Genomic DNA, 25016 nt, shown 5'->3' with positions numbered 1-25016 from the left:
AAGCGCTTTCAGCGGGCCGGGACGTACGGCGGCAGCTCGTCGCGCACCTCGTACGGGCGGCGGGCCCAGTCCATCGCGCTCCACGGGCCGGTCAGCGCGGCCAGGTCCTCGATCACGGCCGGCGCGTACTGCGGGTCCTGCTCGACCGGGCCCTCCGGCGGGAAGACCTTCTCCACGTACCGGTGCCCCGGGTCGGGCGCCAGGAAGACGATCGGGGCGCCGCCCGGCGAGCGCTCGCGCAGGTACTTGGAGACCTGCCAGCCCGCGCCCGAGGAGAGCCCGGCGAAGACGCCGGTGGTGGACAGCAGGCTCCGGCAGCCGGCCGCCGCGACGTCGAAGTTCAGCCAGTGGACCTCGTCGTAGGCCTCGTGGTGGATGTTCCCGAAGCGGATGCCGCTGCCGATGCCCGCGATGATGAAGCCGTCCAGCGGTATCGCCTCGGCGCCGAAGGAGCGGCTGCCGAAGGGCTGGATGCCGACCATCCGGAAGTCGGCCACCGCGCCGCGCAGGAAGCCGCTCATCGCGGTCGTGGAGGCGCCGGTGCCGACCCCGCCGACCAGCGTGAGGGCGGCCGAGCCGAGCTCCTTCACCAGCATCGCGGCCACCCGCTCGTAGCCGACGAAGTGCACGTCGTCGTGGTACTGCTGCATCCAGTAGGCGTCCGGGTGCTCCTTCATGTACTCGTGCACCAGCCGGACCCGGCTCTCCTGGTCGTGCTGGAGGCCGCCGTCCCCGCCGGAGGCCACCTGGGTCCAGGTGGCACCGAGGTACTTGAGCTGGGTGCGGATCGCGGCGTCCACCGCGACCGAGGCGAAGACGTGGGCCTTGAGCCCCAGTTCGCGGCAGACCAGCGCCAGCGCGTGGCCGTAGATGCCGCTCGAACTGTCCACCAGGGTCTGCCCCGGCCGGATCACGCCCCGGTCCAGCAGATCCTTCACTGCGGCGTAGACGGAGGTGACCTTCATGACCTCGAAGCGCAGCACGAAGATGCCGTCGCCCAGGTCGATCAGGTCCGGCTCGGACAGCTTCTCGGCGAAAGACTTGTACACCGTTTCCCTTCCCGTCAGCTCGGCTTGCTCCTACGCGGCCCCGCCCCCTCGTCTCCCGCTCGTCCCGTACGTGCTGCGGGAACGGCGTCCGGAGCCGGTGCCATGGGGAGGTTGGTTCCCCGGGGTACCGGCGGGTTCCCGTTCCGTTCCCGGAGCGGGCCGGGAGCGGGACGGGAAAGCGGCGCGGATGCTCTGCTGCCATGACGACTCATCAGCCCTTCGTGCTCGCCGCCGGACCGGCCCTGCCCGAGAACACCGAACGCGTCCCCGCCACGGTGCTGAGCCGGGCCGAGCGCCACGCCGGCCGCCCGGCCGTCATCTGCGGTGACCGGACGCTCGACTACGGCGCCCTGGCGCGGGCCGCCCGGGAGACCGCCGCCGCCGTCGAGGCCCACCCGGCCGGGCCGGGCAGCCGCCGGATCGGCGTCCAGGCCTCCCGCAGCGAGCGGACCGTCGCCCAGCTGCTCGGCGTCTGGCTGAGCGGCCGCTCCGCCGTCCTGGTCAACCCGCAGGCCCCGGAGCAGGCCCTGGCCCACATCCGCTCCTCCACCGGACTGCTGCTCACCACCGACCCGGCCACCGACACCCTGCTCCACCACCCGCTGCCGGCGGGCACCCCGGTCCCCGAGCCCACGCCCTCCCAGGAGGCCTACGTCCTGCACACCTCGGGCTCCACCGGCCGCCCCAAGGGCGTCAAGGTCTCCCATCCCAACCTGACCGCCTCCAACTCCGCCCGCCTGGCGGTCTACCAGCAGTTCGGCACCCCGGTCTTCCTACTGCTCTCGCCCTTCCACTTCGACTCCTCGGTGGCCGGGGTCTGGGGCACCCTGACGGCCGGCGGCACCTTGGTGGTGGCGGGCGAGGAGGAGCGCCGGGACCCGGGCGCCCTGCTCGGCCTGATCGCCCGTCACGGCGTCACCCACCTGCTCACCGTGCCGGGCTTCCACGCCGAACTGCTCGCCTCCTGGGGGCAACACCCGGACGCCGTCCAGCTGTTGGCCACCCTGCGGGTCCTGGTCAGCGCGGGCGAGGCGCTGCCGCAGTCGGTGATCGAGCAGCACTTCGCCCTGCTGCCCGGAGTGGCGCTGGCCAACGAGTACGGCCCCACCGAGTGCACCGTCTGGTCCACCTACCGGATCTACCGCGCCCCGGCCCGCTCCACCATCGGCTTCCCGATCCCCGGCACCGAACTGCACCTGCTGGACGACCAGCTGCGGCCGGTCGGCCCCGGCGAGACCGGCCAGATCGCCGTCTCCGGCCCGGGCGTGGCCTGCGGCTACGTCGGCGACCGCCGCCGCACCGCCGAGGTCTTCGTCGAACTGGCCGCCCCGTGCGGGCGGGTGACCCGCGCCTACCTCACCGGCGACCTGGGCCGCTGGACGGACCAGGAGGGCCTGGAGTTCCTCGGCCGGGTGGACAACGAGGTGAAGGTCCGCGGCGTGCGGATCACCATCGAGGCCGTCGAGGAGGCGCTCGCCACCCACCCCGGGGTCCAGGCGGTCGCCGCCGCCTACGACGCCGCCACCGCCACCCTGGCCGCCTTCGTGGTGCCGCTGCCGGGCAAGGCCCCTGACGCCGCGTCGGTCCGCCGCACCGGCGCGCTCGCCCTCGGCCCGGCCGGGATCCCGGACCGGGTGCGGTTCGTGACGGCCCTTCCGCGCACCGCCCACGACAAGGTGGACCGGGCCGCGCTGCTCGCCTCGCTCCCGGCCGAGACCGAGACCGAGGCCCCGGCGGCGTCCTCGCCGTCCTCGCCGTCCACCGTGGGGGACGGCCTGGCCGGGCAGGTGGCCCGGGTCTGGGCCGAGCTGCTCGGCACGGGTGTCGCCGAGGACTGCCCGCAGACCTTCTTCGAGCTCGGCGGCAACTCGCTCACCGTGCTCCGGCTCACCCGCGCGCTCGGCAAGCTCGCCGGCCACCCGGTCGGTGTCGCCGACGTGTACCGCTGCGCCACCCTCGACCAGCAGGTCGAGCTGCTCTCCCGGGTCTGACACCCGCTCCGCCTCCCGGGCGCCCGCCACCCCTTCCGCGCTACCGATGGGCCCGACGTGACGTCAACCACCTCCCCCACCCGCGCCGTTCGGCGGATCACCTCCGACACCGCCTCCGGCGAGCCTGCCGGGCAGGCCGTGCTCTGCTTCCCGCACGCCGGCGGCTCCGCGTCCTTCTTCCGTCCCTGGCAGTCCCTCTTCGAGGGCGCCCGGGTGCACGCCGTCCAGTACCCCGGCCGCGAGGACCGGATCGCCGACCCCACCCCGGACGGCCTCACCGAACTCGCCGACCAGATCGCCACCGAGGTGCTGGCCGGGCCGGTCCGCTACTCGGTGCTGTTCGGCCACAGCATGGGCGCCTACCTGGCCTTCGAGGTCACCCGCCGGCTGGAGTCGGCCGGCGTGCCGGTGCCGCTGCTGGTGGTCTCCTCGGCCGCCGCCCCCGGGCTGCGCCCGCCGGTCCCGTTCCACTCCACCGAGGACGTGCTCGCCTACCTGGAGGGTTACGAACCGCTCAGCCCCGAGATCCGCGAGGACGCCGAGCTGCTCGAACTGCTGCTCGGCTACATCAAGGAGGACCTGCGGCTGGTCGCCCACTACCGCGAGCACGTGGGCCGCACCGTCCGGGCCCCGGTGATCGCGGTCTCCGGCCGCGAGGACGTGCCCGGCATCCGCCGGGGGCAGTCCGCCTGGCGCGAGCACACCTCCGGCCGCTTCACCGCCGTCACCGCCGAAGGCGGCCACTTCTACCTGCGCACCGCTCCCCCGGTCACGCTGCTGGCCGACGCGCTGGGCACGGCGGTCCCGGAAAGCGCATTCCCGGGCGCGTCCGCCGCCACCGTCCCCGCCGCCGCTGCCTCCTCCGGCTGCCCGATGGGCTTCGGACCGGACGCCCTCACCGACGGCCTGACCTACCGTCAGGGCAACCCGTACGAGACCTGGGCCCGGATGCGCGAGCAGGAGCCGGTGCGCTGGCACGAGCCCGGCCTCTTCCCCGGCTTCTGGTCGCTCACCCGGTACGAGGACATCCGCGAGGTGCTCCGGGACGCGGAGACCTTCAGCTCGGCCTCCGGCATCCTGCTCCGCCCCCTGGCACAGGGTCAGGACCCGGGCAGCGACCGCACCCTGGCCCTCTCCGACCCGCCCCGGCACTCCCTGCTGCGCGGCGCCATCGCCGACCGCTTCGCCCCGCGCCACCTGCGCACCCTGGGCGGCTTCCTGGACGTCTCGGCCAAGGCCGCGGTCGGCGCCGCGCTCGCCGCCGGGCAGGCCGACTTCGTCACCGAGGTGGCCGCCCGGGTCCCGCTGGACGTGGTCTGCGCCTTCCTCGACATCCCGGACCGGGACCGTCCCTCGATCGTCGCCTGGTCCACCGACGCGTTCTGCGCCGGCAGCGCCGAGGAGCGCAGCCTCGCCCACCTCCAGATCCTCGACTACTTCACCGACCTGGTGGAGCAGCGCCGGGCCGAGCCCGGCGACGACCTGGTCAGCGTGCTCGCCACGCTCCGGCGGGACGGCGAACTGCTGCCCCTGGAGGACGTGGTGCTCAACTGCGACAACCTGCTGGTCGGCGGCACCGAGAACGTCCGGTTGGCGATGTCCGGCGGGATGCTCGCCCTGCTGGAGCACCCCGAGCAGTGGGCCGCGCTGCGCACCGACTTCGACGCCCTCGCCCCGGCCGCCGTGGAGGAGATCCTGCGCTGGACCTCCAGCGCCACCCACCTGCTGCGCCGCGCCACCCGGGACGTCCAACTCGGCGGACGGACCGTCCGGGCCGGGGAGTTGGTGGTCTGCTGGCTGACCTCGGCCGCCCGGGACGGCGCCCAGTTCGACGCCCCCGACACCTTCGACCTGCGGCGCACCCCGAACCGTCACCTGGCGCTCGGCGCCGGTCCGCACTACTGCGTCGGCACCCAGCTGGCCAAGCTGGAGATCCTCGCGGTGCTGCGGGAGTTCTGCGCCCAGGTGGAGTCGGCCGAGCTGGCCGGGGAGCCCGAGTACCTGGACTCCATCGTGGTCAACGGCCTGCGCCGCCTCCCGCTCCGGCTGAGCTGACGGCATGGCTCACGACCTGACGTCGTGCCGCCCGCGACCTGACCGGACCTGACAGAGCGTCGGAGAGCCGGATGACAGCGGCCCTGGCCCGGCGGATCGTGGAGACGGAAGCGTTCCTGACGCCGACGGCCTGGCGGTCGGCTCCCCTACTGGCACGGGGAGCACCCGCCAGGCCGTCGGCGTACCGCAGCGCGGTCAGGAACCGCCCGCGCCCCGCCGCCTGGCCCACCACAGACCGCCGCCGATCACCACCGCCGCCGCGACGACTCCCACCACGACCGTTCCCGTGCTCACCCCGTCCTCCTTCGCCGGTGCCGCGACCGGAGTCGGCGTCGGGGGCGGGGTCACGACCGGGCTCGGGGTGGCGGTCGACGTCGGCGTCGGGGTCGGGGTCGGGGTCGGGGTCGGTGCGACGACGGGCGCTGCGGGCACCGGCGTGGCCCCGGGGGCGGCGGCCTGGAGCTTCAGCACCGGCGCGGGGTTGTCGGACTTGGCCGCGTCGGCCGGAAGGGCGATCCAGCGGGAGACCTTGCCGTCGCCGTAGGTCTCGATGGTCTTGAACACCAGCGCGTCCGAGTCCGGCAGTTGGCGGACCACGATGCTGTGCTCGGCGTCGGTACCGATCTCCAGCGCGGGCCCGGCGACGGTGTAGCCGTTCTCCGTCGCCGTCAGGGCCCAGCCGGTCGGAGCCGCCTTCAGGCTGACGCTCTGCGCGGGGATGCCCTCGGGCAGGACCACCTGGAGGCTGGTCACCCCGGCCGTCGTGGACTCGGCCTCGGACTTGAACCTCACGGTGACGTTCTCGGCCAGCCGCCGGGGGTCGGAGGCACTGACCCCGGCATGGGCGGACGCCGGTCCGGCCACGGCCAGCAGGAGAGCCCCGGCCGCAAGGACGGCCGCTACTCCACGGCGCACGACAGGAGACGGGGAAGGGTTGCGCTTGACGGTCATTCAGCTGCTCGCTCTCACACGCACGGTGGGATGCGGCGGCCCGGTCGGTCCGGGGCGCCGCGCGGTCACGCATGCCGAGGGACCGTCCGTCGGACGGCGCTCCCCCGGCCCCCTAGGCCGGCGGCCCCCGGCGCACCAGGGCGTGGACGAGCATCAGCCGCCGCGTCCGGCCGCCGCTCGGCGCCCGCCGGGGGCACCCGGCCGGGCCGGGCCACGGGCGCGGCGGATCGGTCACGGGCCGCAGCACCGTCCGCCAGATCCGGCGGCCGAGCCTGCGCAGCGCCGGGCCCCGGGAGTCGAGCGCGTGCAGCAGCCCGGCGAGCACGGTGGTGACCACGGCGTGCGCGGCGAGCACCACCGCCGGGGCCGCCCGTACACCGTGCCCGGCGGTGGCGACGTGGTGCGCGATCAGCGTCGGCACCGCGGCGGCGAAGGCTAGCAGCACGGCCCGGCGGCAGGCCCCGGCGAACCGTCCGCCGACGTCGGGAGGCCCTCCGGGTGTGCGCACCCGCACGACGGTACAGGGGCGGAGGGGGTTCCGTCACGAGACCTGTCACCTTGCACGAACTCTGATATATCCGCAGGTCAGAGACGTCTTAACGGAGGTGAAAACCGTCATCAGCGCAGCCTTTGCACAACCCCCCGGGGGTACGTTTCACTTCCTCCGACCGACCACACCGAACACGAGGACGAGGGGGCACGGACATGACGAAGGGTCATGAGCACGACCACGGCCACAGCCATGGCGCTGGGCACGGCGCGCACTCGCACGGGGTCTCCGCCGACGCGGACCGCCGCTGGCTGGGCATCGCGCTCGCCCTGATCACCGTGTTCCTGGTGGTCGAGACGGCGATCGGCCTGATATCCGGCTCGCTCGCCCTGCTGTCGGACGCGGCGCACATGCTCACCGACGCGTTCTCGATCGTGCTGGCCCTGGTGGCGATGCGACTGGCCGCCCGGCCGGCCCGGGGCGGTTTCACCTACGGGCTCAAGCGGGCCGAGATCCTCTCCGCCCAGGTCAACGGGTTGACGCTGATCCTGCTCGGCGCCTGGCTCGCCTACGAGGCGGTCTCCCGGCTGATCAGCCCGCCGGAGGTCGAGGGCGGACTGGTGGTGGTCACCGCGCTGGCCGGGATCGTGGTCAACATCGCCGCCGCCTGGTGCATCTCCAAGGCCAACCGGAGCTCGCTCAACGTCGAGGGTGCCTACCAGCACATCCTCAACGACCTCTACGGCTTCATCGCCACCGCCGTCTCCGGCGTCATCGTGCTCACCACCGGCTGGGCCCGGGCCGACTCGATCGTGACGCTGATCGTGGTCACGCTGATGTTCAAGGCCGGCTGGGGCCTGCTGCGCGAGTCGGGCCGGATCTTCCTGGAGGCCGCCCCGGCCGGGGTGGAGCCGGACCGGATCGGCGACGCGCTCGCCTCCCACCGCGGCGTCAGCGAGGTGCACGACCTCCACGTCTGGGCCATCACCTCCGGCCAACCCGCCCTCTCCGCCCACGTGTTGGTCGCCCCGGACCAGGACTGCCACGCCGTCCGCCGTGACCTGGAGCACGAACTCGCCCACGACCACGGCATCACCCACACCACCCTCCAGGTGGACCACGCGTCCGAGCGGGTCCTCAGCCTGACGGCCGCGGCCCCCGGCCCCTCGGCCGGCCACTGCGCCGACCCGCACGGCCCCGTCCACCACGACGGACCCCACGAGCACTGACCGGTCGTCCACGTGCGATGCTGCGTCACGGCGCAGCGGGACGTCCCCATCTGACCGTCGCGTGCCCGGCGGGCGGTGTCCCCGTCCGCCCCGACGCGCGAGGAGAACCACCCACCATGGCCACCGCCGCCACCGCCGCCACCGCCGAGCACTTGACCGTGGCCCCCGCCGCCCCTCCCGGGAGGCGCGGGCCACGGGCAGCGGCACGGCTGCGGCTCCTGCTCGCGCCGCTCGGCGGACTCCTCACCGCCGCCGCCTTCCCCCCGCTCGGCCTCTGGCCCCTCGCGGTACTCGGCCCTGCCCTGCTGCTGACCTCCGTCCGGGGCGTCCGGGCACGGACGGCCTTCCTCGCGGGCACCGCCTACGGGCTGGCCTTCTTCGGGCCGATGCTGCTCTGGCTGCGCAACCTCGGCGCCGCGCCCTGGCTCGGCCTGACGCTGGCTCAGGCGCTGCTCTGGGGACTGCTCTCGGTCGGCCTGCCCGCCCTGTGGCGGCTGCGCGGCGCCCCGTTCTGGCTGGCCTGCTGGTGGGTGGCGGCCGAGGCGGTGCGCTCGCGCTTCCCGCTCGGCGGGTTCCCGTGGGGGCGGCTGGCCTTCAGCCAGGCCGACGCCCCGACCCTCGGCTGGGTGTCCGTCCTCGGCGCCCCGGGCCTCGGCGGGCTGCTCGCGTTCACCGCGGCCTGCCTGGCCCTGCTGCTCACCGCCCGCCACCTCCGTCGCTCCCTGCTCCGCGCGGCGGCCGGCCTCGGCGCCACCGTGGCCACCGCCCTCGCCGGGGTCCTCCTTCTCCCCTCCGCCACCGGCGGTCCGAGCGCCACCGTGGCGGCCGTCCAGGGCAACGTCCCGCGCGAGCGCAGCCTCGCCGAGCAGGCCCGGGTCCGACAGGTGACGGCCAATCACGTCGAGGCCACCGACCGCCTCACCGAGGACATCCGCTCCGGCCGGCTCCCCCAGCCCGACCTGGTGATCTGGCCGGAGAACTCCACCGACACCGACCCCCGCCCGGACCGCCTCCTCTCCTCCCAGATCGGCCGCGCCGTCGACCGCCTCGGCGTCCCGGTCCTGGTCGGCGCCATCCTCGACGGCCCGGACGGCCGGATCCGCAACGCCGGCCTGCTCTGGCGCCCCGTCAGCGGCCCGGGCGAGTGGTACGCCAAGCAGCACCTGGTGCCGTTCGGCGAGTACATCCCGCTCCGCGACACCCTCGGCGGCCTCGGCGACCTCCAGCTGATCCCCCGTGACTTCGTCCCCGGCACCGGCCCCGCCCTCTTCCGGGTCGGGCCCGTCACCCTCGCCGACTCCATCTGCTACGAGGTCGGCTACGACTCCCAGGTCCGCGCCGCGGTCGGCGCGGGCGCCAACCTGCTCGCCGTCCAGACCAACAACGCCACCTACATGCGCGACGGCTCCCTCGGCGAACCCCTGCAACAACTCGCCATCGCCCGCGTCCGCGCCGTCGAACACGACCGCTCCGTGGTCCTCGCCTCCACCACCGGCATCAGCGCCACCATCACCCCCGACGGCCGCACCACCGCCCGCACCACCCCCTGGTCCCAGTCCTTCCTCCTCGACCGTCTCCCCCTCCGCACCACGACCACCCCCGCCGCCTACCTCGACCCCTGGCCCGAGGCCCTACTCACCCTCCTCACCGCCGGCGCCCTCCTCCTCCCGCCCCTGCGCCGCACCGCAGCCCTCCTGCGCCGCGGCACCGGCCGGGGTGGCGGCGCGGCCTGACGGACCGTCCCGGTGTGCCGTGGCCCGTTCCCGGCACCAGGTCACGGGCACACCGGGCGTCGGACTCTCTGACGAGGTGGACCGTCCGCTCCGCCGGGGTGAGGTCGCGGCCCGAGACCTCCCCGGGCAGCCTCCGGTGCCGCGACCACTCGACGCCCTCCGCCAGGACGCTTCCGGCGGGCAGGTCCTGGGCGTCGCACTTCGTGTTCCGTATGGTGCCCCTCAAGCGGCCCGGCGGTGTTCGGGGACCGACATGGTGTCGAAGAGGGCGTTGGCGATGCGGAGTTGGGCGGTGGCGCGGGTGGGTTCGCCGAGGGCGCGCCAGGCGGCGGCGAGGCCGGCGCGGGCGTTGGCGGCTTCGAGGCGGTAGCCGATGGCCTCGGCGCGGGTGAGGGCGCTGCGGTGGAGGGCGAGGGCGCGGCGGGGGGAGCCGATGCGGCGTTCGACCGCGCCGAGGAGGTTCTCTACGGTGGTGCGGCGGACGTCGGCGCCGTGTTCGCGGATCAGCTGGGCGGCCCGGTCCGCGCAGGCGGCCGCGTGGGCGGTGCGGCCGAGGCGTTGGTGGACGTCGGCGGCGACGGCGTGGGCGAGGGCGAGGTCCTCGGGGCGGTGGCGTTCGTCGCCGCGGTCCAGGGCGCGGTCGACCGCCTGCCGGGCGGCGGCCAGTTCGCCGCCGGCCAGCCGGGCGAGGGCGAGGTCGGTGAGTGCGGTGACCTCCTCGCCGTCCGGGCCGAAGCCGCGGCCGAGCCGGACGGCGCGTTCGGCGGCCGCGACCGCGCCGGGGTGGTCGCCGAGCCAGAGCCGCACCGTGCTGAGGGTGCCGCAGGCAAGCCGCTCCTGCCGTTCCAGGTGCTCCCGCCGTTCCTGACGACCCGTCGTGGCCAGGTCGCCGAAGAGCCGCACGGAACGCTCCAGCCCGGCGAGCGCCTCCGTCAGCCGCCCCTCGCCACTCCGCATCAACCCGAGGAGGTGCAGCGCGGCCGCTTCACCTTCCTGGTCGGCGAGTTCACCGGCCAGCACCAGCGCCTCGGCGGAGGCCCGCTCCCCTTCGGCGAAGCGGCCGAGCCGCCAGAGCACCGCCGCCAGGTCGGACAGTCCGGCCCGCAGCCCGTGCCGGTCGCCGGAGAGCCGGGCCGCCTCGACCGCCAGACCGGCGACCAGGTGGTGGTCGGCATGGCGGCTGCGGGAGTCGAGGTGGACCAGCAGGCTGCGGGCCAGCCGGGCGGCGTGCCGGTGGCGGCCGAGCCGCAGGGCCAGCCCCGCCGCCGGGAGCAGGGCGTTCTGCTCGCGGTCGAGGTACTCCTCCGCCTGGTCGGGGTCGGTCAGTCCGGGTAGGTGGACGACGGGATCACCGTCCCGTGCATCCACCCCGAGCGCCGTCGGATGCCCGGGGTGGCGGGTGCGGCAGGCGGCCTCGGCGGCAGCCACGTAGTAGTCCAGCAGCCGCTCGACGGCGGCCTCCTCGTCCTCGGTGCCCGCCGCCTCGGGCGAGGCCAGCCGCTGCGCGAACTGCCGCACCAGGTCGTGCAGCGCATACCTCCCGAGCTCGTGCTGCTCGACCAGATGACTGTCCATCAGCTGCTCCAGCAGGTCCTCCGCCTGGTGCGGCCCGAGCCCGAACAGCGCCGCCGCCCCGTGGACGTCGATCCCGCCGCCGGGGCAGCGGCCGAGCAGACGCAGGGCGCGCCGGTGCCGCTCCCCCATCGCCTCGTAGGAGAGCCGGACGGCGAGCTCCACGCTGCGGTCGCCCGAACGGAGTTCGTCCAGCCGCCGGGACTCGTCGGCCAGGCGATCGGCGAGGTGCCGGACCGTCCACAGCGGGCGGTTGCGCAGCCGGGCGGCGGCGATCCGCAGGGCCAGCGGCAGGTGTCCGCAGCGCTCGGCCAACTCCCGTACGGCGTCCGGGTCCTGGCCGGTACGGGCGGCGCCGAGGGTGGCGGTGAGCAGGCCGGCGCTCTGGCCGGGGGTGAGCAGGCCGAGGGAGACCGCGTCCGCCCCGTCCAGGCCGACCAGGCGCCGGCGGCTGGCGACCAGGACCCGGCAGCCGGCCGAGGCGGGGAGCAGCGGGCGGACCTGGGCCGCGTCGGCGGCGTTGTCCAGCACCAGCAGCACCCGACGGCCCGTCAGGGCCGAGCGCCAGAGCGCGGAGCGGGCGGCCACGCCCTCCGGCAGCTGCTCGCCGGGCACGCCGAGGCAGCGCAGCAGGGTGCCGAGCACCGCCGCCGGGTCGCAGGGCCGCTCGCCGGGGCTGAACCCGCGCAGGTCGGAGTAGAACTGTCCGTCGGGGAAGGACGGTGCCAGCCGGTGCGCGGCCCGCACCACCAGGGCGGTCTTGCCGCTGCCGCCCATGCCGTCCACGGTGACGATGCGGACGGCACCCTCGGAACGGCCCGCTCCCTCGGTCAGGCGGGCGAGTTCGGCCTCGCGGCCGGTGAAGTCGGCGAGATCGTACGGCAGGGTGCACGGCGCCGGGGCGGCTGCGCTCACCGGCGCGGACGGCTGCGGGTGCTGCGGCGGCGGGGCGGCCACCGGCTCCACCGGCCTTCTGCCGACCGTCAGTTCGGGGCTGCCGCGCAGGATGGACTGGTGCAGCCGGCTCAGCTGCTGGCCGGGCTCCACGCCGAGCTCCTCGACCAGCAGGGTCCGGGTGGCCGCGTACTCGGAGAGGGCCTCGGCCCGACGGCCGGAGCGGTGCAGGGCCAGCATCAGGTGGCCGCGGAAGGTCTCGCGGAGCGGGTGTTCGGCGCACAACTCACGTAATTCGCCGACCAGTTGCTCGGACTCGCCGAGGGTGAGCCGCAGGTCGAGCAGCTGGCCCACGGCGGCCAACCGCCGCTCCTCCAGGACGGCCGAGGCGGCCGCGATCACCGAGCCGCCGTGCCCGGCCATCACCGGGCCGCGCCAGAGCGCCAGCGCCTCCCGCAGGCGGTCGGCGGTCTCCGGGAGCCGGTCGGCGTCGAGCGCCTCGCGGGCCTGCCGCAGCAGGTGGGTGAACATGCTGAGGTCCAACTGCTCCTGCCCGACCCGCGCCTGGTAGCCGGGACCGTCGGTCAGCAGCAGGGTGGGGCCGTCCGGGATCCGCTGGCGCAGCTCGGCCACGGCCTTGCGGATCTGGTGCGCGGCGGTCGCGGGCGGGGCCTCCTCCCAGGCGGCCGCCACCAGCCGGCTGACGGGGACCATCCGGCCCGGCGACAGCAGCAGCATCGTCAACACCCGGGCCGGGATCGGCCCGCCGACCCGCAGCCCGGCTCCGCCGAACCGGATCTCCAACGGTCCCAGCACTCCGAAAGCCGGTCGCTCACCCATCATCGGGCCCCGTCCCTTCCGGTACGCTCCGCTCCGGTCCGCCTGCCAACTCCGCATCGTGACACCCCGTCGACAACCCTCGCGAGCACCCCGAACAGACTTCCCGAGGTCCGAGCCCGGCAGCCGGTTCAATCCCGGCGCCGGGCGGCGGAGCTGCGTAGGCTGGCGGTGCTGTCACTCGTCCGTCGTAAGGAGACACAGAGCATGCCGCAGCAGGTGCAGGGCGTCATCGCGCGCGCCAAGGGTGAGCCGGTCCGTCTGGAGACCATCGTGGTACCGGACCCGGGGCCGGGCGAGGCGGTGGTGAAGATCCAGGCCTGCGGGGTCTGCCACACCGACCTGCACTACCGGGAGGGCGGGATCGGCGACGAGTTCCCGTACCTGCTCGGGCACGAGGCGGCCGGCGTCGTCGAGTCGGTCGGCGAGGGTGTCACCGAGGTGGCCCCGGGTGACTTCGTGGTGCTCAACTGGCGTGCGGTCTGCGGTCAGTGTCGCGCCTGCAAGCGCGGCCGCCCGTGGTACTGCTTCGCCACCCACAACGCCAAGCAGAAGATGACCCTGCTGGACGGCACCGAGCTCTCCCCCGCCCTGGGCATCGGCGCCTTCGCCGAGAAGACCCTGGTGGCGGCCGGGCAGTGCACCAAGGTGGACCCGGCCGCCTCCCCGGCCGCCGCCGGCCTGCTCGGCTGCGGCGTGATGGCCGGGCTCGGCGCGGCCGTCAACACCGGTGCGGTGGGCCGCGGCGACACCGTCGCGGTGATCGGCTGCGGCGGGGTGGGCTGCGCGGCCGTCGCCGGCTCGCGGCTGGCCGGGGCGTCCCGGATCATCGCGGTGGACGTGGACGACCGCAAGCTGGAGCTGGCCAAGGGCCTGGGCGCCACCCACACCGTCAACTCCCGTACGACGGACGCCGTGGAGGCGATCCGCGAACTGACCGGCGGCTTCGGCGCGGACGTGGTGATCGACGCGGTTGGCCGCCCCGAGACGTACCAGCAGGCCTTCTACGCCCGGGACTTGGCCGGCACCGTGGTCCTGGTCGGGGTGCCGACGCCGGAGATGCGGCTCGAACTGCCGCTGCTCGACGTGTTCGGCCGGGGCGGGGCGCTCAAGTCCAGCTGGTACGGGGACTGCCTGCCGGAGCGGGACTTCCCGCTGCTGGTCGACCTCTACCTCCAGGGCCGCCTGGACCTGGACGCCTTCGTCAGCGAGACCATCCCGTTGGACGGCGTCGAGGGCGCCTTCGACCGGATGCACCGCGGCGAGGTGCTGCGTTCGGTGGTGGTCTTCTGATGACCGCGCGCATCGAACGCCTGGTGACCTCGGGGACCTTCTCGCTCGACGGCGGCACCTGGGAGGTGGACAACAACGTCTGGCTGGTCGGCGACGACCAGGAGGTGCTGGTCATCGACGCCGCCCACGACGCCGAGGCCATCGCCGCCGCGGTCGGCGAGCGCCGGCTGGTGGCCGTCGTCTGCACCCACGCCCACGACGATCACGTCGGCGCCGCCCCCGCCCTGGCCGACCGGACCGGAGCCCCGATCCTGCTCCACCCGGCCGACCTCCCGCTCTGGCGGCTCACCCACCCCGACCGCTCCCCCGACGGCGAACTGGCCGACGGCCAGGTCCTCTCCGTCGCGGGCACCGAACTGACGGTCCTGCACACCCCGGGCCACGCCCCCGGCGCGGTCTGCCTGCACGCCCCGGACCTCGCCACCGTCTTCACCGGCGACACCCTCTTCGCCGGCGGCCCGGGCGCCACCGGCCGCTCCTTCTCGGACTTCCCCACCATCATCACCTCCATCTCCGACAGCCTCCTCAAGCTGCCCTCGGAGACAGTGGTGCGCACCGGCCACGGCGACACCAGCACCATCGGCGCCGAGTCCCCGCACCTCGCGGAGTGGATCGCCCGGGGCCACTGATCTCTCTCCCCGCACCGTCAGGAGGGCGGCCCGGCCGCCCTCCTGACGGAGGCACTCCTGATCGAAGGCGTCGAGCAGGCCGAACTCGCAGCGGCCCAGGTCTACCGGCAGATCAAGGGGGGTGGCTCGACCAACGGCATCGGCTCGGAGCTGATAGCGCCTCATCTGCCCTGACCAGCAGAGCATCCGGCATTGGGCGTGCTGGGCGGTTTTAATCGAGTGCGAGGTTCTCGGTCCGGGTGATACAAGGTCTGCGTGCCTGAGAATCTCAACTTCCCCACCCTGCTGCGGATGATCGACGAGCGGTCCGCCGCATTCCGCGCCGCCGTCGCCGCGGCCCCCAGCCTCGACGCCGACGTCCCGTCCTGCCCGGGCTGGACGCTGTACGACCTGGCGAACCACCTCAGCGAGGGGGACCGCTTCTGGGCCCACATCGTGCTGAACACGGCGCCGGGCGACGAGCGGCCGAGCAAAGACGGGCTGGCAGCGCCCAGGGAGCCCGAGGCCCTCGTCACCTGGCTGGCCGACTCGACGGAGCAGCTGCTCACCGCTCTGCGCGAGGCCGGCCCGGACCGGGGCTGCTGGGCCTGGTGGGAGCCGCTGGCCTCGCCGCACACCGTGGCCGCCGTGGCCCGCCGCCGCGTCCCGGAGTCGCTGATCCACACCTACGACGCCCAGCTGGCCTCCGGCACCCCGCGGGAGCTGCCGACGACCGAGGCGGGCGACGCCATCGAGGAGTTCCTCGCCACCGTCTGCACCGGCACCGTCCCGTGGCCGGGCGAGCCCGCCACCATCGACTACCACGCGGCCGAGACCGGCTCCTGGCGCCAGACGGTGGACGCCACCGGTTCCCGCTACACCCGCCTCACCCCGGCCCAGGCCACCGAGAGCAAGCCCACCACCGCCGTCCACGGCACCGCAAGCGAAGTGGCCCTGCTCATGTACATGCGCATCCCGGCCGACTCGCTCCGGATCGAGGGCAACGCCGACCTGATCCAGCAGCTCCAGGACTGGGGCTGAGACCGACCGGCACATGGATCACTGGAGGCGTCGGGCAGTGGGACTGCCGGGCGCTCTAAAACGGGTCGCCCAACGGGCCGTACTCCGGCTCGAGTTCGGCGGCCCAGTGGGCGGCGAAGTCGGGCTGTGAGCCGTCCGCGTCGGTGAAGCCGTACTCCTCGTACAGACCCCAAGTGGCCAGCGCGCGGCCGGACTTCGCCATGATCTTCGGGTCGGCGGCGAGGGCCGCCACCGCGCGGCCGAGGTAGGCCGGGGTCTCGGAGTGGGCGAAGTTCGGGTCCTTGGCGACGGCGTCGCGCCAGTTGTCCTCGGTGACGCCGAAATGGTCCAGGAGGGCCTCCGAGCGCAGGAAGCCCGGGGTGAGGGCCACCGCTGCGACGCCGTGCGGCTTGAGCATCGCCAGGTGGTTGGCGAAGCGCTCGGGGGTGTCCATCGGCGCCATCCAGTCCGTCACCAGGGCGGTCAACGCCCCCAGCAGGTCCCCGTGTTCCAGCCGCACCGGAAACGGTCGCCTGACGTCCCGTCAAGGCCACCGGCCCGTTCCCGCAGACGGCGGTCCCGACCGCGGCCGACCCGCCCGGCAGCAGGCCGAGCACGGTCAGGGCGACGGCCACGGATGCCGCCACCGTCAGCGTCGGCCGTCGTGACGGCCTCGGCCTTGAACCTGCTCTCACGGGTCATCTCCAGGGTGAGCTCTCCGAACCCACCCTCCGCACCCCATTGACGTCAGCTCATATGGCAAATCCGCCGCTCGTCACCGACTCGGACGCACCCTGGCAGTCCTACCGCGGAGCGTCCTCCGCGCACTGGCAAGCCGGCGCGGCCGCTACCGCGGAGACGGACTCAACGTCCTCTGAGCCCGCCGGAGAGGCCACGGCACTAGGATGCGGCCATGTCCAACTCCCTTTCGCTGCACTCCCGGAGCTCCATCCTCTCGATCGGCTCGGTGGGTTCCGTCCTCTCGATCGGGTCGGTCGGCTCGGTGCTCTCCGTCGGCTCCGTCGGCAGCTTCCTCTCCGTCGGCTCGGCAGGCTCCGCCATGTCCGCCCTCTCCGCCGCCTCCTGGCTGAGCGTCGGCTCCCTCCTCTCCGCCCGCTCCCGGTGCTCGGTGCTCTCCTGGCGCTCCCACCGCCGCGCGCTGGCCACCGGAACCGCCCTCGCCGCCACCGCCGCACTCGCCCTGGCCTACCGCCAGGGCCGGGCCTGACCCTCGCGGCCGGACTGCGGGTCCCGAGAGTGACCGAGCGGCTCGACAACGGCAGCCCGGCGGCTCAGGTGCGGGCGCGCAGACGGCGGAGCATGCGGGCGTCCTGGAAGCCGACCTCGCGGGCCGCCGCCTCGACGGTGGTGCCGTGGGCGATGAGGTGCGAGGCGCGTTCGAGGCGGAGCTCCTGCTGGTAGCGGAGCGGGGTGAGGCCGGTGGCTTCGGTGAAGCGGCGGGTGAGGGTGCGTTCGCTGAGGCCGGCGGTGGTGGCGAGGTCGGTGAGGGTGAGGCGGTCGGCGAAGCGGGTGTCGATCTGGTCCTGGACGCGGTGGACGGAGTCGCTGAGGTGGGAGCGGTGCCGGAGCACCGCGCTGGCCTGGGGCTCGTCGCCGTTGCGGCGGGCGTAGACGACCATGTCGCGGGCGACCCGGGCAGCCGCCGCCGGGCCGTGGCGGACGGCCAGCAGGTGGAGGGCGAGGTCGATCCCGCTGGCGATGCCGGCCGAGGTGATCACCCGGTCGTCCTCGACGTAGAGGACGTCGCGGACCACGGTGGCCGCCGGGTGGCGGTGGGCGAGCTCCTCCTGGAGGTCGTGGTGGGTGGTGCAGCGGCGGCCGTCCAGCAGGCCGGCCCGGCCGAGGGCGTCGGCACCCGCGCAGACGCTGGCGACGCTGCCGCCGGCCGCGTGATGGGCCGTCAGACGGTCCAGGGTGTCGCGGCGCAGCGGCACCTCCGCGGAGAGGGAACGGGAGCGCCAGCCGGGGACCACCACCAGGTCGCCCGCCCCGAGGGCGGGCCACTCGGTGGAGGCCCGCAGGGTGAGGCCCTGGGCGCTGGGCACGTCTTCCCGCTCGGCCACGTAGCCGGTCCGGTAGCCGAGGCCGAAGTCGGCCGCGGTGGAGAACACCTGGGCCGGCCCCGCGAGGTCCAGCAGGTGCAGGCCGGGGACGAGCAGGAAGACCACCAGGGTCACGATCCGGTCAGCTCCTTCACGGTGGTGACCCGCGCGAAGCGGCCGGCCAGGGCGTACTCGGTGCGGGCGATGATCTCGTCGGTGGACAGGGTACGCGGGTCGGCCAGCACCTCGGCCAGGCTGCGCCCGGCGGGGGCGTCGCGGTGGCCGATCGGGTGGGTCGCGGTCGCGTCGACGACGAAAGCCACCTCGTAGCCGAGGTCGGCGGCGACCCTGGTGGTGGTCTCGCAGCACTGCTCGGTGCGGATGCCGCAGACCGTCAGCCCACGGATGCCCCGGAGGGTGAGCAGCTGCTGGAGGTTGGTGGTGGTGAAGGCGTTGTGGCTGGTCTTGACGAGGGTCGGCTCGCCCTCGGCGGGGACGAGGCCGTCGATCAGGCGGACGAAGCCGTTGGCCGGGTCGAAGACGCTGCCGGTGTCCGGGTCGCTGTGCAGCACCCAGACCACCAGGTCGCCCTGCTCCCGGGCGTGGGTCACCAGCGTGTCCACCTTGCCGGCGATGTCCGGGTCGGAGACGGCGGCCCAGTCCTCCCGCTGCCGGAAGGACTCCTGGACGTCGATCACGATCAGTGCGTTGGTCATGCCTCCATCCTGGCGGCCGGGGAGCGGCGGTTGAAGGCACCATCGGGGCCGGATGCGGAACGATCCGGTCAGCGGATGGGGCCGCCCCCGACGGGATACGGAGCGGATCACTCCGGATCGTGGCGCCAACGGCCAGTCCTGCCGGGGGTGTTGACGCGTTGAGGCGGGCATGGCATTTTTCAGCGGCCTGAGTGTGCGCATCCGTTCGTGCGCTCGGCGTTCCCCCACAAGGAGACCCATGTTCAAGGGACTTACCGCCGGGCTCGGCACGGCCGCGATCGTCGCGGGCCTGCTGACCTCGGCCGTCACGCCGGCGCAGGCCGTCCAGGCGGGCGACCTCACCTCCACCATCGCCCTGAGCAACTGCTCGGCCTCGCTGGTGCGTTACCCCTCCTCGGTGTCCACCGACCGCGCGCTGATGCTGACCAACGGCCACTGCCTGCCGAGCATGCCCTCGGCCGGCCAGGTCATCCAGAACCAGAGCGCCAGCCGCTCCGGCACCCTGCTCAACGCGGCCGGCTCCTCGCTCGGCACCGTGAACGCCGACAAGGTCCTGTACGCGACCATGACCGGCACCGACGTGGCGCTCTACCAGCTGACCGACACCTACGCGTCGATCACCTCCAAGTTCAGCGCCACCGCGCTGACCATCGCCGACACCCACCCGGTCAACGGCTCCTCGATGTTCATACCGTCGGGTTACTGGAAGCAGACCTGGAACTGCTCGATCAACGGCTTCGTGGGCACCCTCCGCGAGGACCAGTGGACCTGGCAGGACTCGATCCGCTACAGCGCCGGGTGCAACACCACCCACGGCACCTCGGGTTCGCCGATCGTCGACGCCACCAGCAAGCAGGTCGTCGGCATCAACAACACCGGCAACGACGACGGCGCCATGTGCACCCTGAACAACCCCTGCGAGGTGAACGCGGACGGCACCACCACCGCGACCAAGGGGCAGAGCTACGGCCAGGAGGTGTACTGGTTCACCACCTGCCTGGGCACCAACCGCGCCATCGACCTGAGCGTCAGCGGCTGCCTGCTCACCAAGCCGGCCGGCACCTCCCCGACCGTCACCAACCCGGGCAGCCAGACCACCGCCCTCAACGGTGCCGTGGACCTCCAGATCAGCGCGACCGGCGGCACCGCCCCGCTGACCTTCTCGGCCACCGGCCTGCCGGCCGGCCTGACCATCTCCTCCTCGGGCCGCATCACCGGCACCGTCACCACGGCCGGCAGCTCCAACGTCACCGTGACGGCCAAGGACGCGGGCAACCGCACCGGCTCCGCCAGCTTCTCCTGGACCGTCAACGGCGGTGGCGGCGGCACCTGCACCCCGGCGCAGCTGCTCGCCAACGCGGGCTTCGAGTCCGGCAACTCGGCCTGGACCATCACCTCGGGCGTGATCGACAGCGGCACCAGCAAGCCCGCCCGCACCGGCTCCTACAAGGCCTGGCTGAACGGTTACGGCTCCGCCCACACCGACAGCGCCAGCCAGACCGTCACCATCCCGACCGGCTGCAAGGCCACCCTCGGCTTCTACCTGCGCATCGACACCGCCGAGACCGGCACCACCCAGTACGACAAGCTCACCGTCACGGTGAACGGCACCGCGCTGAAGACCTACTCCAACGTGGACGCCGTCTCCAGCTACCAGCTCCGCACCTTCGACCTCTCGGCCTACGCCGGCCAGAGCGTCACCCTCAAGTTCAACGGTGTCGAGGACGCGTCGCTCGCGACCAGCTTCCTGATCGACGACACCTCCGTCACCACCAGCTGACGCACCGACAGTTCCCGGGCCCGGCCGCCGATTTCGTCGGTCGGGCCCGGTAGCGTGCGCGCATGACGAACGTGAAGAACGACGGCCCTCCCGTGACGATCGAGCAGACAGCCGCGGCCCTGGCCGCGCTGGGCTACTTCCAGGGCGAGAACACCCCGGAGGCGCACGCCTACTACGCGGCCCGCCACCGGAGCGCCGAGCACTACCGGATGGGCCTGCTCAACGCCCTGCTCGGCGCCGTGCAGGGCGAGACGATGACCGCCGACTTCGACTGCCCGGACGACGAGGAGATGCAGTCGGTCTGGCCAGCGCAGCTGATCTCCGCCGGTGTCGCCGAGAACGACCTGCTGCAGGCGAACTTCATCGCCTGGCAGCTCTGGCGGGCGTCCTTCCCGCTCTCGGTCTTCGCCCGCAGCGACGCCGCCGGGCCGGTCGCCGTCGCCGCCGCGTACTCCGCCGAGTCCTCGCAGCTGCTGGCCACCGCGATGGCCGCCGCGTTCGACGGCATCCAGAGCGGTGAGGCCGACGCGGTCGTCCCCGCCCAGCAGCAGATGCTGGCGCTGGCCCAGCAGAAGCTGAGGGGCGCCCTGGAGCACGTGGACGCCTACCTCGCGGAGCTCGAACAGCGGCCGTAGCGGCCGATGGCGGGTCAGAAGCCGGGCTGGGCCGTCGCGGTGAGCAGGTGGGTGCCGGTGGCGGCCCAGCGGCCGGTGAAGGAGCGGGGGGCTCCGGGGGCGGCGGGCAGGCGCAGGTGGGCGTACCAGGTGCCGTCCGGGGCGAGGGTGACGTCGGCCTCCTCGAAGCCGAGCGGGCGGTGGGTGAGCGGGTACCAGGCCTTGAAGACGCTCTCCTTGACGGAGAACAGCAGTCTGTCCCACGGGACTTCGGGGTCGCGGCGGTGCAGGGTGGCCAGCCGGGTCCGTTCGGCGGGCAGCGAGACCGCCTCCAGCAGGCCGGGGCCGAGCGGGGCGCGCGGTTCGGCGTCGATGCCGAGGGTGGGCAGGTCGGTGCGGCGGGCCACGGCGGCGGCCCGGTAGCCGGCGCAGTGGGTCATCGAGCCCACCAGGTGGGCCGGCCAGCGCGGTTCGCCCCGGGGGCCGGGGACGATCGCGGCGGCCGGCTCGCCGAGCCGGGCCAGGGCCCGGCGGGCGCAGACCCGGACGGCGGTGAACTCGCGCAGCCGTCCGGGGACCATCCGCTCCGTCAGGGCGGCCTCCGCCGGGAGGAGTTGTGCGCCCTCCTCGTCGGTGGTGGACTCGGCCCAGGCCACGCCGTCCGGCAGCAGGCCGCCGATCACCGGAACCCGCCGCCCGCCGGAGGGACGCCGGGCGATCCGCCCTCGGGGAAGACCCGGCGCAGGCCACTCGGGCCGCCGCGCGGCTTCCACTCGCGGGGGTAACCGAGCGAGACCTCCTCGAAGCGGACGCCGTCGTGGACGGTGGTGCGCGGGATGTGCAGGTGGCCGTAGACCACCACGGCGGCGCCGTACCGCAGGTGCCAGTCTGCGGTGTGCTCGGTGCCGCACCAGAGCGCGAACTCGGGGTGGCGCAGGATGCGGGTCGGTTCGCGGCGCAGCGGGAAGTGGTTGACCAGGACGGTCGGCAGGGCCGGGTCGCGGGCCGCGAGCAGGCGGTCGGTCTCGGCGAGGCGGGCCGCGCACCAGGCGTCCAGGCCCGGGTACGGGTCGGGGTGCAGGACGATCTCGTCGGTGCCGACCACCCCGGCGGCGCGGGCGACGGCGAGGGCCTGCTCCTTGGTGGTGGTGCCGCGCGGGCGGAAGGTGTAGTCGTAGAGCACGAAGAGCGGGGCGACGGTGACCGGCCCGCCCTCGCCGTGCCAGACGGCGTAGGGGTCCTCGGGGGTCAACACGTCGAGCTCACGGCAGAGTTCGACCAAGGCGCGGTAGCGGGCCTCGCCGCGCAGCCGCACCGGGTCGTCGGGGGTGGTCCAGAGCTCGTGGTTGCCCGGGGCCCAGATCACCTTGGCGAAGCGCGCGCGCAGCAGGGCGAGGGTGCGGCCGATCTCCGCGAAGGTCTCGGAGACGTCCCCGGCCACGATCAGCCAGTCCTCCGGCGAGGTGGGGAGCAGCCGCTCGGCCACTTCGCGGTTCTCGGGGTAGCCGACGTGCAGGTCGCTGACGGCGTACAGGGTGCCCCCGGTCATGCCGGTACCTCCAGGGTGGTGACGGCCGCGAGCAGGCGCCGGGTGTAGGCCGCGGCCGGGCGGGCGAACACCTCGGTGACCTCGCCGGTCTCCACCAGCCGGCCGTCGGTCATCACCGCGACGCGGTCGGCCAGGTGGTGGACCACGCCGAGGTCGTGCGAGATGAAGAGCATCGCGAGGCCGAGGTGCTCCCGCAAGTCCCCCAGGAGGTCGAGGATCTGGGCCTGGACGGAGACGTCGAGGGCGGAGACCGGTTCGTCGCAGACCAGCACCTCGGGGGCGGGGGCCAGGGCGCGGGCGATGGCGACGCGTTGGCGCTGGCCGCCGGAGAGTTCGGCGGGGCGGCGGGGCAGCAGGGAGGCGGACAGGCCGACCTGGTCGAGGAGTTCGGCGACCCGCGCCCGGCGGGCCCGGCCCCGGGGGACGCCGGTCCGGGCCACGGCGGCGCCGACCACCCGCTCCACGGTGTGGCGGGGGTCGAAGGAGCCGAGCGGGTCCTGCGGCACCGACTGCAGGCGCAGCCGCCGGGCGCGGCGCCGGTGTTCGGGCAGTTCGCTCCAGGGGGCGCCGCCGAGGCGGACGGTTCCGGAGTCCGGCTGCTCAAGACCGAGCACCAGCCGGGCCACGGTGGTCTTGCCGGAGCCGGACTCGCCGACCAGGCCGAGCACCTCCCCGGCGGCCAGGCCGAGCGAGACGCCGCGGACCACCGGGCGGCCGCCGAAGGCCTTGGTGACCTGGTCGACCTCGACCACGAGGGGAGCGGCGGCTCGGACGGACGGGGCGTCAGGGGCCGGGCTGGGACCGGCAGTTGTGGCGGAGACTCCCAGGACCGGCTTCCAGCAGCGGGTGCCGTGGTGGTCGATGGCGGGGAGTGCCTCCAGGCAGGTCCGGTCGGCACGGTCGCAGCGGGCGGCGTACGGGCAGCCGTCAAGGGTGGCACGGGGACGGTCGAGGAGCGGGGCGGAGAGGCGGCGGCCGCGGGTGGCGGGGCCGGGGACGGCGGCGAGCAGGGCGCGGGTGTAGGGGTGGCGGGGCTCGGCGAGCAGGCGGGCGGTGGGGCCGGTCTCGACGATGCGGCCGCCGTACATCACCGCGACCCGGTCGGCGGTCCGGGCCACCACCGAGAGGTCGTGGCTGATCAGCAGCAACGCCGTTCCCCCGCGCCGCAGTTCGGCCAGCAGGTCGAGCACCTGGGCCTGCACGGTGACGTCCAGCGCGGTGGTCGGCTCGTCGGCGATCAGCAGGTCCGGCGAGCCCGCCAGCGCGGAGGCGATCAGGGCGCGCTGGCGCAGCCCGCCGGAGAGCTGGTGCGGGTACTGCGCGGCGCGGCGCTCCGGTTCGGGTACGCCCGCCCGGCCGAGCAACGCGCTTGCCAGGGACGGGCGTTCGGCGCGGGGTGCGAGCCGGTGGACCCGGAGCGGTTCGGCCACCTCGGCGCCGACGGTGTGCAGCGGGTCGAGGGAGGTGAGCGCGTCCTGGAGCACCAGGCCGATCCGCCGTCCGCGCACCCCGCGCCAGCCGGCCTCGCCGAGCGTGGTCAGGTCGGTGCCGTCGAACTCCAGCCGACGGGCCGTCACCGCGGAGCCGGGGCCGGTGAGGCCGACCAGGCTGCGGGCGGTGACGCTCTTGCCGGAGCCGGATTCGCCGACCACGGCCAGGCACTCGCCCCGGTCCAGCGCGAAGGACACCTCCCGGACGGCGCGGGCGGCCCCGAAGCGCACGTCCAGTCCTTCGACGGTGAGCAGCGTCATGCGGGGGTCCTCCGGGTGAAGCGGCGCTGCGCGCGGCGGCCGACGGCGTTGACCGCGAGCGCGGTGAGGGTGATGGCGGAGCCCGGGAAGACGCCGATCCACCAGGCGGTCTGGAGGAAGCTGCGGCCCTGGGAGAGCATCGCGCCCCACTCCGGGGAGGGCGGCTGCGGCCCGAGGCCGAGGAAGCTCAGCCCGGAGGCGGCGATCAGGGCGGCGCCGAAGCCGACGGTGGCCAGCACCAGCATCGGCCCGACGGCGTTGGGCAGGACGTGACGCAGGATCAGCTCCGGCCTGCGGATGCCCAGCAGCCGGGCGGCCTCCACGTAGCCGGAGCGCTGGACCACCTTGGTCTCGGCCCGGACGATCCGGGCGTAGCCGGGGACGAAGGCGATCGCGATGGCGGCCATCACGTTGCCCGAGCCGGTGCCGAGCACGGTGACGGCGAGCAGGGCGAGCAGGATCGGCGGCAGCGAGAGCAGGATGTCGGCGGTGCGCATCAGCAGTTGGTCGGTGGCCCGGCCGCCGAGGGCGGAGGCCAGGCCGAGGGCCGCTCCACCGGCCACCGCGAGCACGGTGGCGCCGAGGCCGAGCAGCACCGAGGGGCGGGCGCCGTGGAGCACCCGGGAGAACAGGTCGCGGCCCAACTGGTCGGTGCCGAACCAGTGCTGGGCGCTGGGTGCGGCCAGGGCGTGGATCGGGTCGGTCTCCACCGGGGAGGCGGAGGTGAACAGGCCCGGGGCGATGGCGACGGCCGCGATCAGTGCCAGCAGGGCGGAGGCCAGGACCAGGGTGGTCCGGCCGGAGGCGGGCTTGGCCATGGG

General features: G+C 74.3%; 20 protein-coding genes and 1 pseudogene. 10 read left to right on the top strand and 11 right to left on the bottom strand.

Annotated features, from left to right (window positions below; translation table 11 throughout):
* Nucleotides 1-8: 8 nt before the first annotated feature.
* On the bottom strand, nucleotides 9-1049 hold the full coding sequence (locus ACZ6ZR_RS14615) for a pyridoxal-phosphate dependent enzyme (protein WP_465642450.1): 1041 nt from the start codon (nucleotides 1047-1049) through the stop codon (nucleotides 9-11).
* Nucleotides 1050-1249: 200 nt separating this feature from the next.
* On the opposite strand from ACZ6ZR_RS14615, the gene ACZ6ZR_RS14610 reads away from it, so the two are divergent.
* Nucleotides 1250-3040, top strand: coding sequence for a non-ribosomal peptide synthetase (locus tag ACZ6ZR_RS14610; RefSeq protein ID WP_465642449.1), 1791 nt, complete (start codon nucleotides 1250-1252; stop codon nucleotides 3038-3040).
* A 57-nt stretch (nucleotides 3041-3097) separates the two neighbouring features.
* Nucleotides 3098-5095 carry a cytochrome P450 gene (locus ACZ6ZR_RS14605; protein ID WP_465642448.1) on the top strand — a complete coding sequence of 666 codons (1998 nt, stop codon included), beginning with the start codon at nucleotides 3098-3100 and terminating at the stop codon, nucleotides 5093-5095.
* A 195-nt stretch (nucleotides 5096-5290) separates the two neighbouring features.
* Here the strand turns inward: ACZ6ZR_RS14605 and ACZ6ZR_RS14600 are convergent, their stop codons facing one another.
* Together ACZ6ZR_RS14600 and ACZ6ZR_RS14595 are read right to left on the bottom strand one after the other, a co-directional pair.
* Nucleotides 5291-5959: a DUF1775 domain-containing protein gene (locus ACZ6ZR_RS14600; protein WP_465642447.1), complete on the bottom strand. Its 669-nt coding sequence runs from the start codon at nucleotides 5957-5959 to the stop codon at nucleotides 5291-5293.
* A gap of 199 nt (nucleotides 5960-6158) precedes the next feature.
* Entirely contained in the window at nucleotides 6159-6554 is a 396-nt protein-coding gene (locus tag ACZ6ZR_RS14595; RefSeq protein WP_465642446.1) for a hypothetical protein, read from the bottom strand.
* A gap of 197 nt (nucleotides 6555-6751) precedes the next feature.
* Here ACZ6ZR_RS14595 and ACZ6ZR_RS14590 point away from each other — a divergent pair, with 197 nt between their 5' ends.
* Complete coding sequence (locus tag ACZ6ZR_RS14590) at nucleotides 6752-7765, top strand: cation diffusion facilitator family transporter (protein ID WP_465642445.1); 1014 nt, start codon at nucleotides 6752-6754, stop codon at nucleotides 7763-7765.
* 116 nt (nucleotides 7766-7881) lie between these two features.
* Nucleotides 7882-9498: an apolipoprotein N-acyltransferase gene (gene lnt, locus ACZ6ZR_RS14585; protein WP_465642444.1), complete on the top strand. Its 1617-nt coding sequence runs from the start codon at nucleotides 7882-7884 to the stop codon at nucleotides 9496-9498.
* 222 nt (nucleotides 9499-9720) lie between these two features.
* Here the strand turns inward: lnt and ACZ6ZR_RS14580 are convergent, their stop codons facing one another.
* Nucleotides 9721-12768, bottom strand: a complete 3048-nt coding sequence (locus ACZ6ZR_RS14580; protein ID WP_465642443.1) for an AfsR/SARP family transcriptional regulator — start codon at nucleotides 12766-12768, stop codon at nucleotides 9721-9723.
* A 240-nt stretch (nucleotides 12769-13008) separates the two neighbouring features.
* Here ACZ6ZR_RS14580 and ACZ6ZR_RS14575 point away from each other — a divergent pair, with 240 nt between their 5' ends.
* The 3 genes from ACZ6ZR_RS14575 to ACZ6ZR_RS14565 all read left to right on the top strand — a co-directional run bounded on the left by ACZ6ZR_RS14575 (nucleotide 13009) and on the right by ACZ6ZR_RS14565 (nucleotide 15743).
* Nucleotides 13009-14094 carry an S-(hydroxymethyl)mycothiol dehydrogenase gene (locus ACZ6ZR_RS14575; RefSeq protein WP_465642442.1) on the top strand — a complete coding sequence of 362 codons (1086 nt, stop codon included), beginning with the start codon at nucleotides 13009-13011 and terminating at the stop codon, nucleotides 14092-14094.
* Nucleotides 14094-14723: an MBL fold metallo-hydrolase gene (locus ACZ6ZR_RS14570; RefSeq protein ID WP_465642441.1), complete on the top strand. Its 630-nt coding sequence runs from the start codon at nucleotides 14094-14096 to the stop codon at nucleotides 14721-14723. The genes ACZ6ZR_RS14575 and ACZ6ZR_RS14570 overlap by 1 nt, the downstream gene beginning before the upstream one ends.
* Before the next feature lie 255 nt (nucleotides 14724-14978).
* Nucleotides 14979-15743 (top strand): maleylpyruvate isomerase family mycothiol-dependent enzyme, encoded by a 765-nt coding sequence (locus ACZ6ZR_RS14565; protein ID WP_465642440.1) that lies wholly within the window; start codon nucleotides 14979-14981, stop codon nucleotides 15741-15743.
* 55 nt (nucleotides 15744-15798) lie between these two features.
* Here the strand turns inward: ACZ6ZR_RS14565 and ACZ6ZR_RS14560 are convergent.
* Nucleotides 15799-16137: pseudogene (locus ACZ6ZR_RS14560) on the bottom strand (short-chain dehydrogenase); the annotation flags it as partial.
* 498 nt (nucleotides 16138-16635) lie between these two features.
* On the opposite strand from ACZ6ZR_RS14560, the gene ACZ6ZR_RS14555 reads away from it, so the two are divergent.
* Entirely contained in the window at nucleotides 16636-16950 is a 315-nt protein-coding gene (locus ACZ6ZR_RS14555; RefSeq protein ID WP_465642439.1) for a hypothetical protein, read from the top strand.
* A 64-nt stretch (nucleotides 16951-17014) separates the two neighbouring features.
* Here the strand turns inward: ACZ6ZR_RS14555 and ACZ6ZR_RS14550 are convergent, their stop codons facing one another.
* Complete coding sequence (locus ACZ6ZR_RS14550; protein ID WP_465642438.1) at nucleotides 17015-17920, bottom strand: GlxA family transcriptional regulator; 906 nt, start codon at nucleotides 17918-17920, stop codon at nucleotides 17015-17017.
* Nucleotides 17917-18501 (bottom strand): cysteine hydrolase family protein, encoded by a 585-nt coding sequence (locus ACZ6ZR_RS14545; RefSeq protein ID WP_465642437.1) that lies wholly within the window; start codon nucleotides 18499-18501, stop codon nucleotides 17917-17919. The genes ACZ6ZR_RS14550 and ACZ6ZR_RS14545 overlap by 4 nt, the downstream gene beginning before the upstream one ends.
* A 238-nt stretch (nucleotides 18502-18739) precedes the next feature.
* Between ACZ6ZR_RS14545 and ACZ6ZR_RS14540 the strand changes: the two genes are divergently transcribed.
* Together ACZ6ZR_RS14540 and ACZ6ZR_RS14535 are read left to right on the top strand one after the other, a co-directional pair.
* On the top strand, nucleotides 18740-20281 hold the full coding sequence (locus ACZ6ZR_RS14540) for a putative Ig domain-containing protein (RefSeq protein WP_465642436.1): 1542 nt from the start codon (nucleotides 18740-18742) through the stop codon (nucleotides 20279-20281).
* Between the two features lie 62 nt (nucleotides 20282-20343).
* Nucleotides 20344-20916 (top strand): DUF6245 family protein, encoded by a 573-nt coding sequence (locus ACZ6ZR_RS14535; protein ID WP_465642435.1) that lies wholly within the window; start codon nucleotides 20344-20346, stop codon nucleotides 20914-20916.
* A 14-nt stretch (nucleotides 20917-20930) separates the two neighbouring features.
* Here ACZ6ZR_RS14535 and ACZ6ZR_RS14530 read toward each other — a convergent pair whose 3' ends face one another.
* Genes ACZ6ZR_RS14530 through ACZ6ZR_RS14515 form a run of 4 tightly spaced genes read right to left on the bottom strand, consistent with a single transcriptional unit; the run spans nucleotide 20931 to nucleotide 25013 of the window.
* On the bottom strand, nucleotides 20931-21578 hold the full coding sequence (locus tag ACZ6ZR_RS14530) for a 4'-phosphopantetheinyl transferase family protein (protein ID WP_465642434.1): 648 nt from the start codon (nucleotides 21576-21578) through the stop codon (nucleotides 20931-20933).
* Nucleotides 21575-22444, bottom strand: coding sequence for a metallophosphoesterase family protein (locus ACZ6ZR_RS14525; RefSeq protein ID WP_465642433.1), 870 nt, complete (start codon nucleotides 22442-22444; stop codon nucleotides 21575-21577). The genes ACZ6ZR_RS14530 and ACZ6ZR_RS14525 overlap by 4 nt, the downstream gene beginning before the upstream one ends.
* Complete coding sequence (locus ACZ6ZR_RS14520) at nucleotides 22441-24195, bottom strand: dipeptide ABC transporter ATP-binding protein (RefSeq protein WP_465642432.1); 1755 nt, start codon at nucleotides 24193-24195, stop codon at nucleotides 22441-22443. Before ACZ6ZR_RS14520 ends, ACZ6ZR_RS14525 begins: the two co-directional genes overlap by 4 nt.
* Complete coding sequence (locus ACZ6ZR_RS14515; protein WP_465642431.1) at nucleotides 24192-25013, bottom strand: ABC transporter permease; 822 nt, start codon at nucleotides 25011-25013, stop codon at nucleotides 24192-24194. Before ACZ6ZR_RS14515 ends, ACZ6ZR_RS14520 begins: the two co-directional genes overlap by 4 nt.
* Between the last annotated feature and the right edge of the window lie 3 nt (nucleotides 25014-25016).

This window comes from Kitasatospora sp. NPDC088742 (assembly GCF_055584905.1).
The sequence above is the reverse complement of the archived record's forward strand: the minus strand, read 5'-3'. Positions and strand labels throughout refer to the sequence as shown.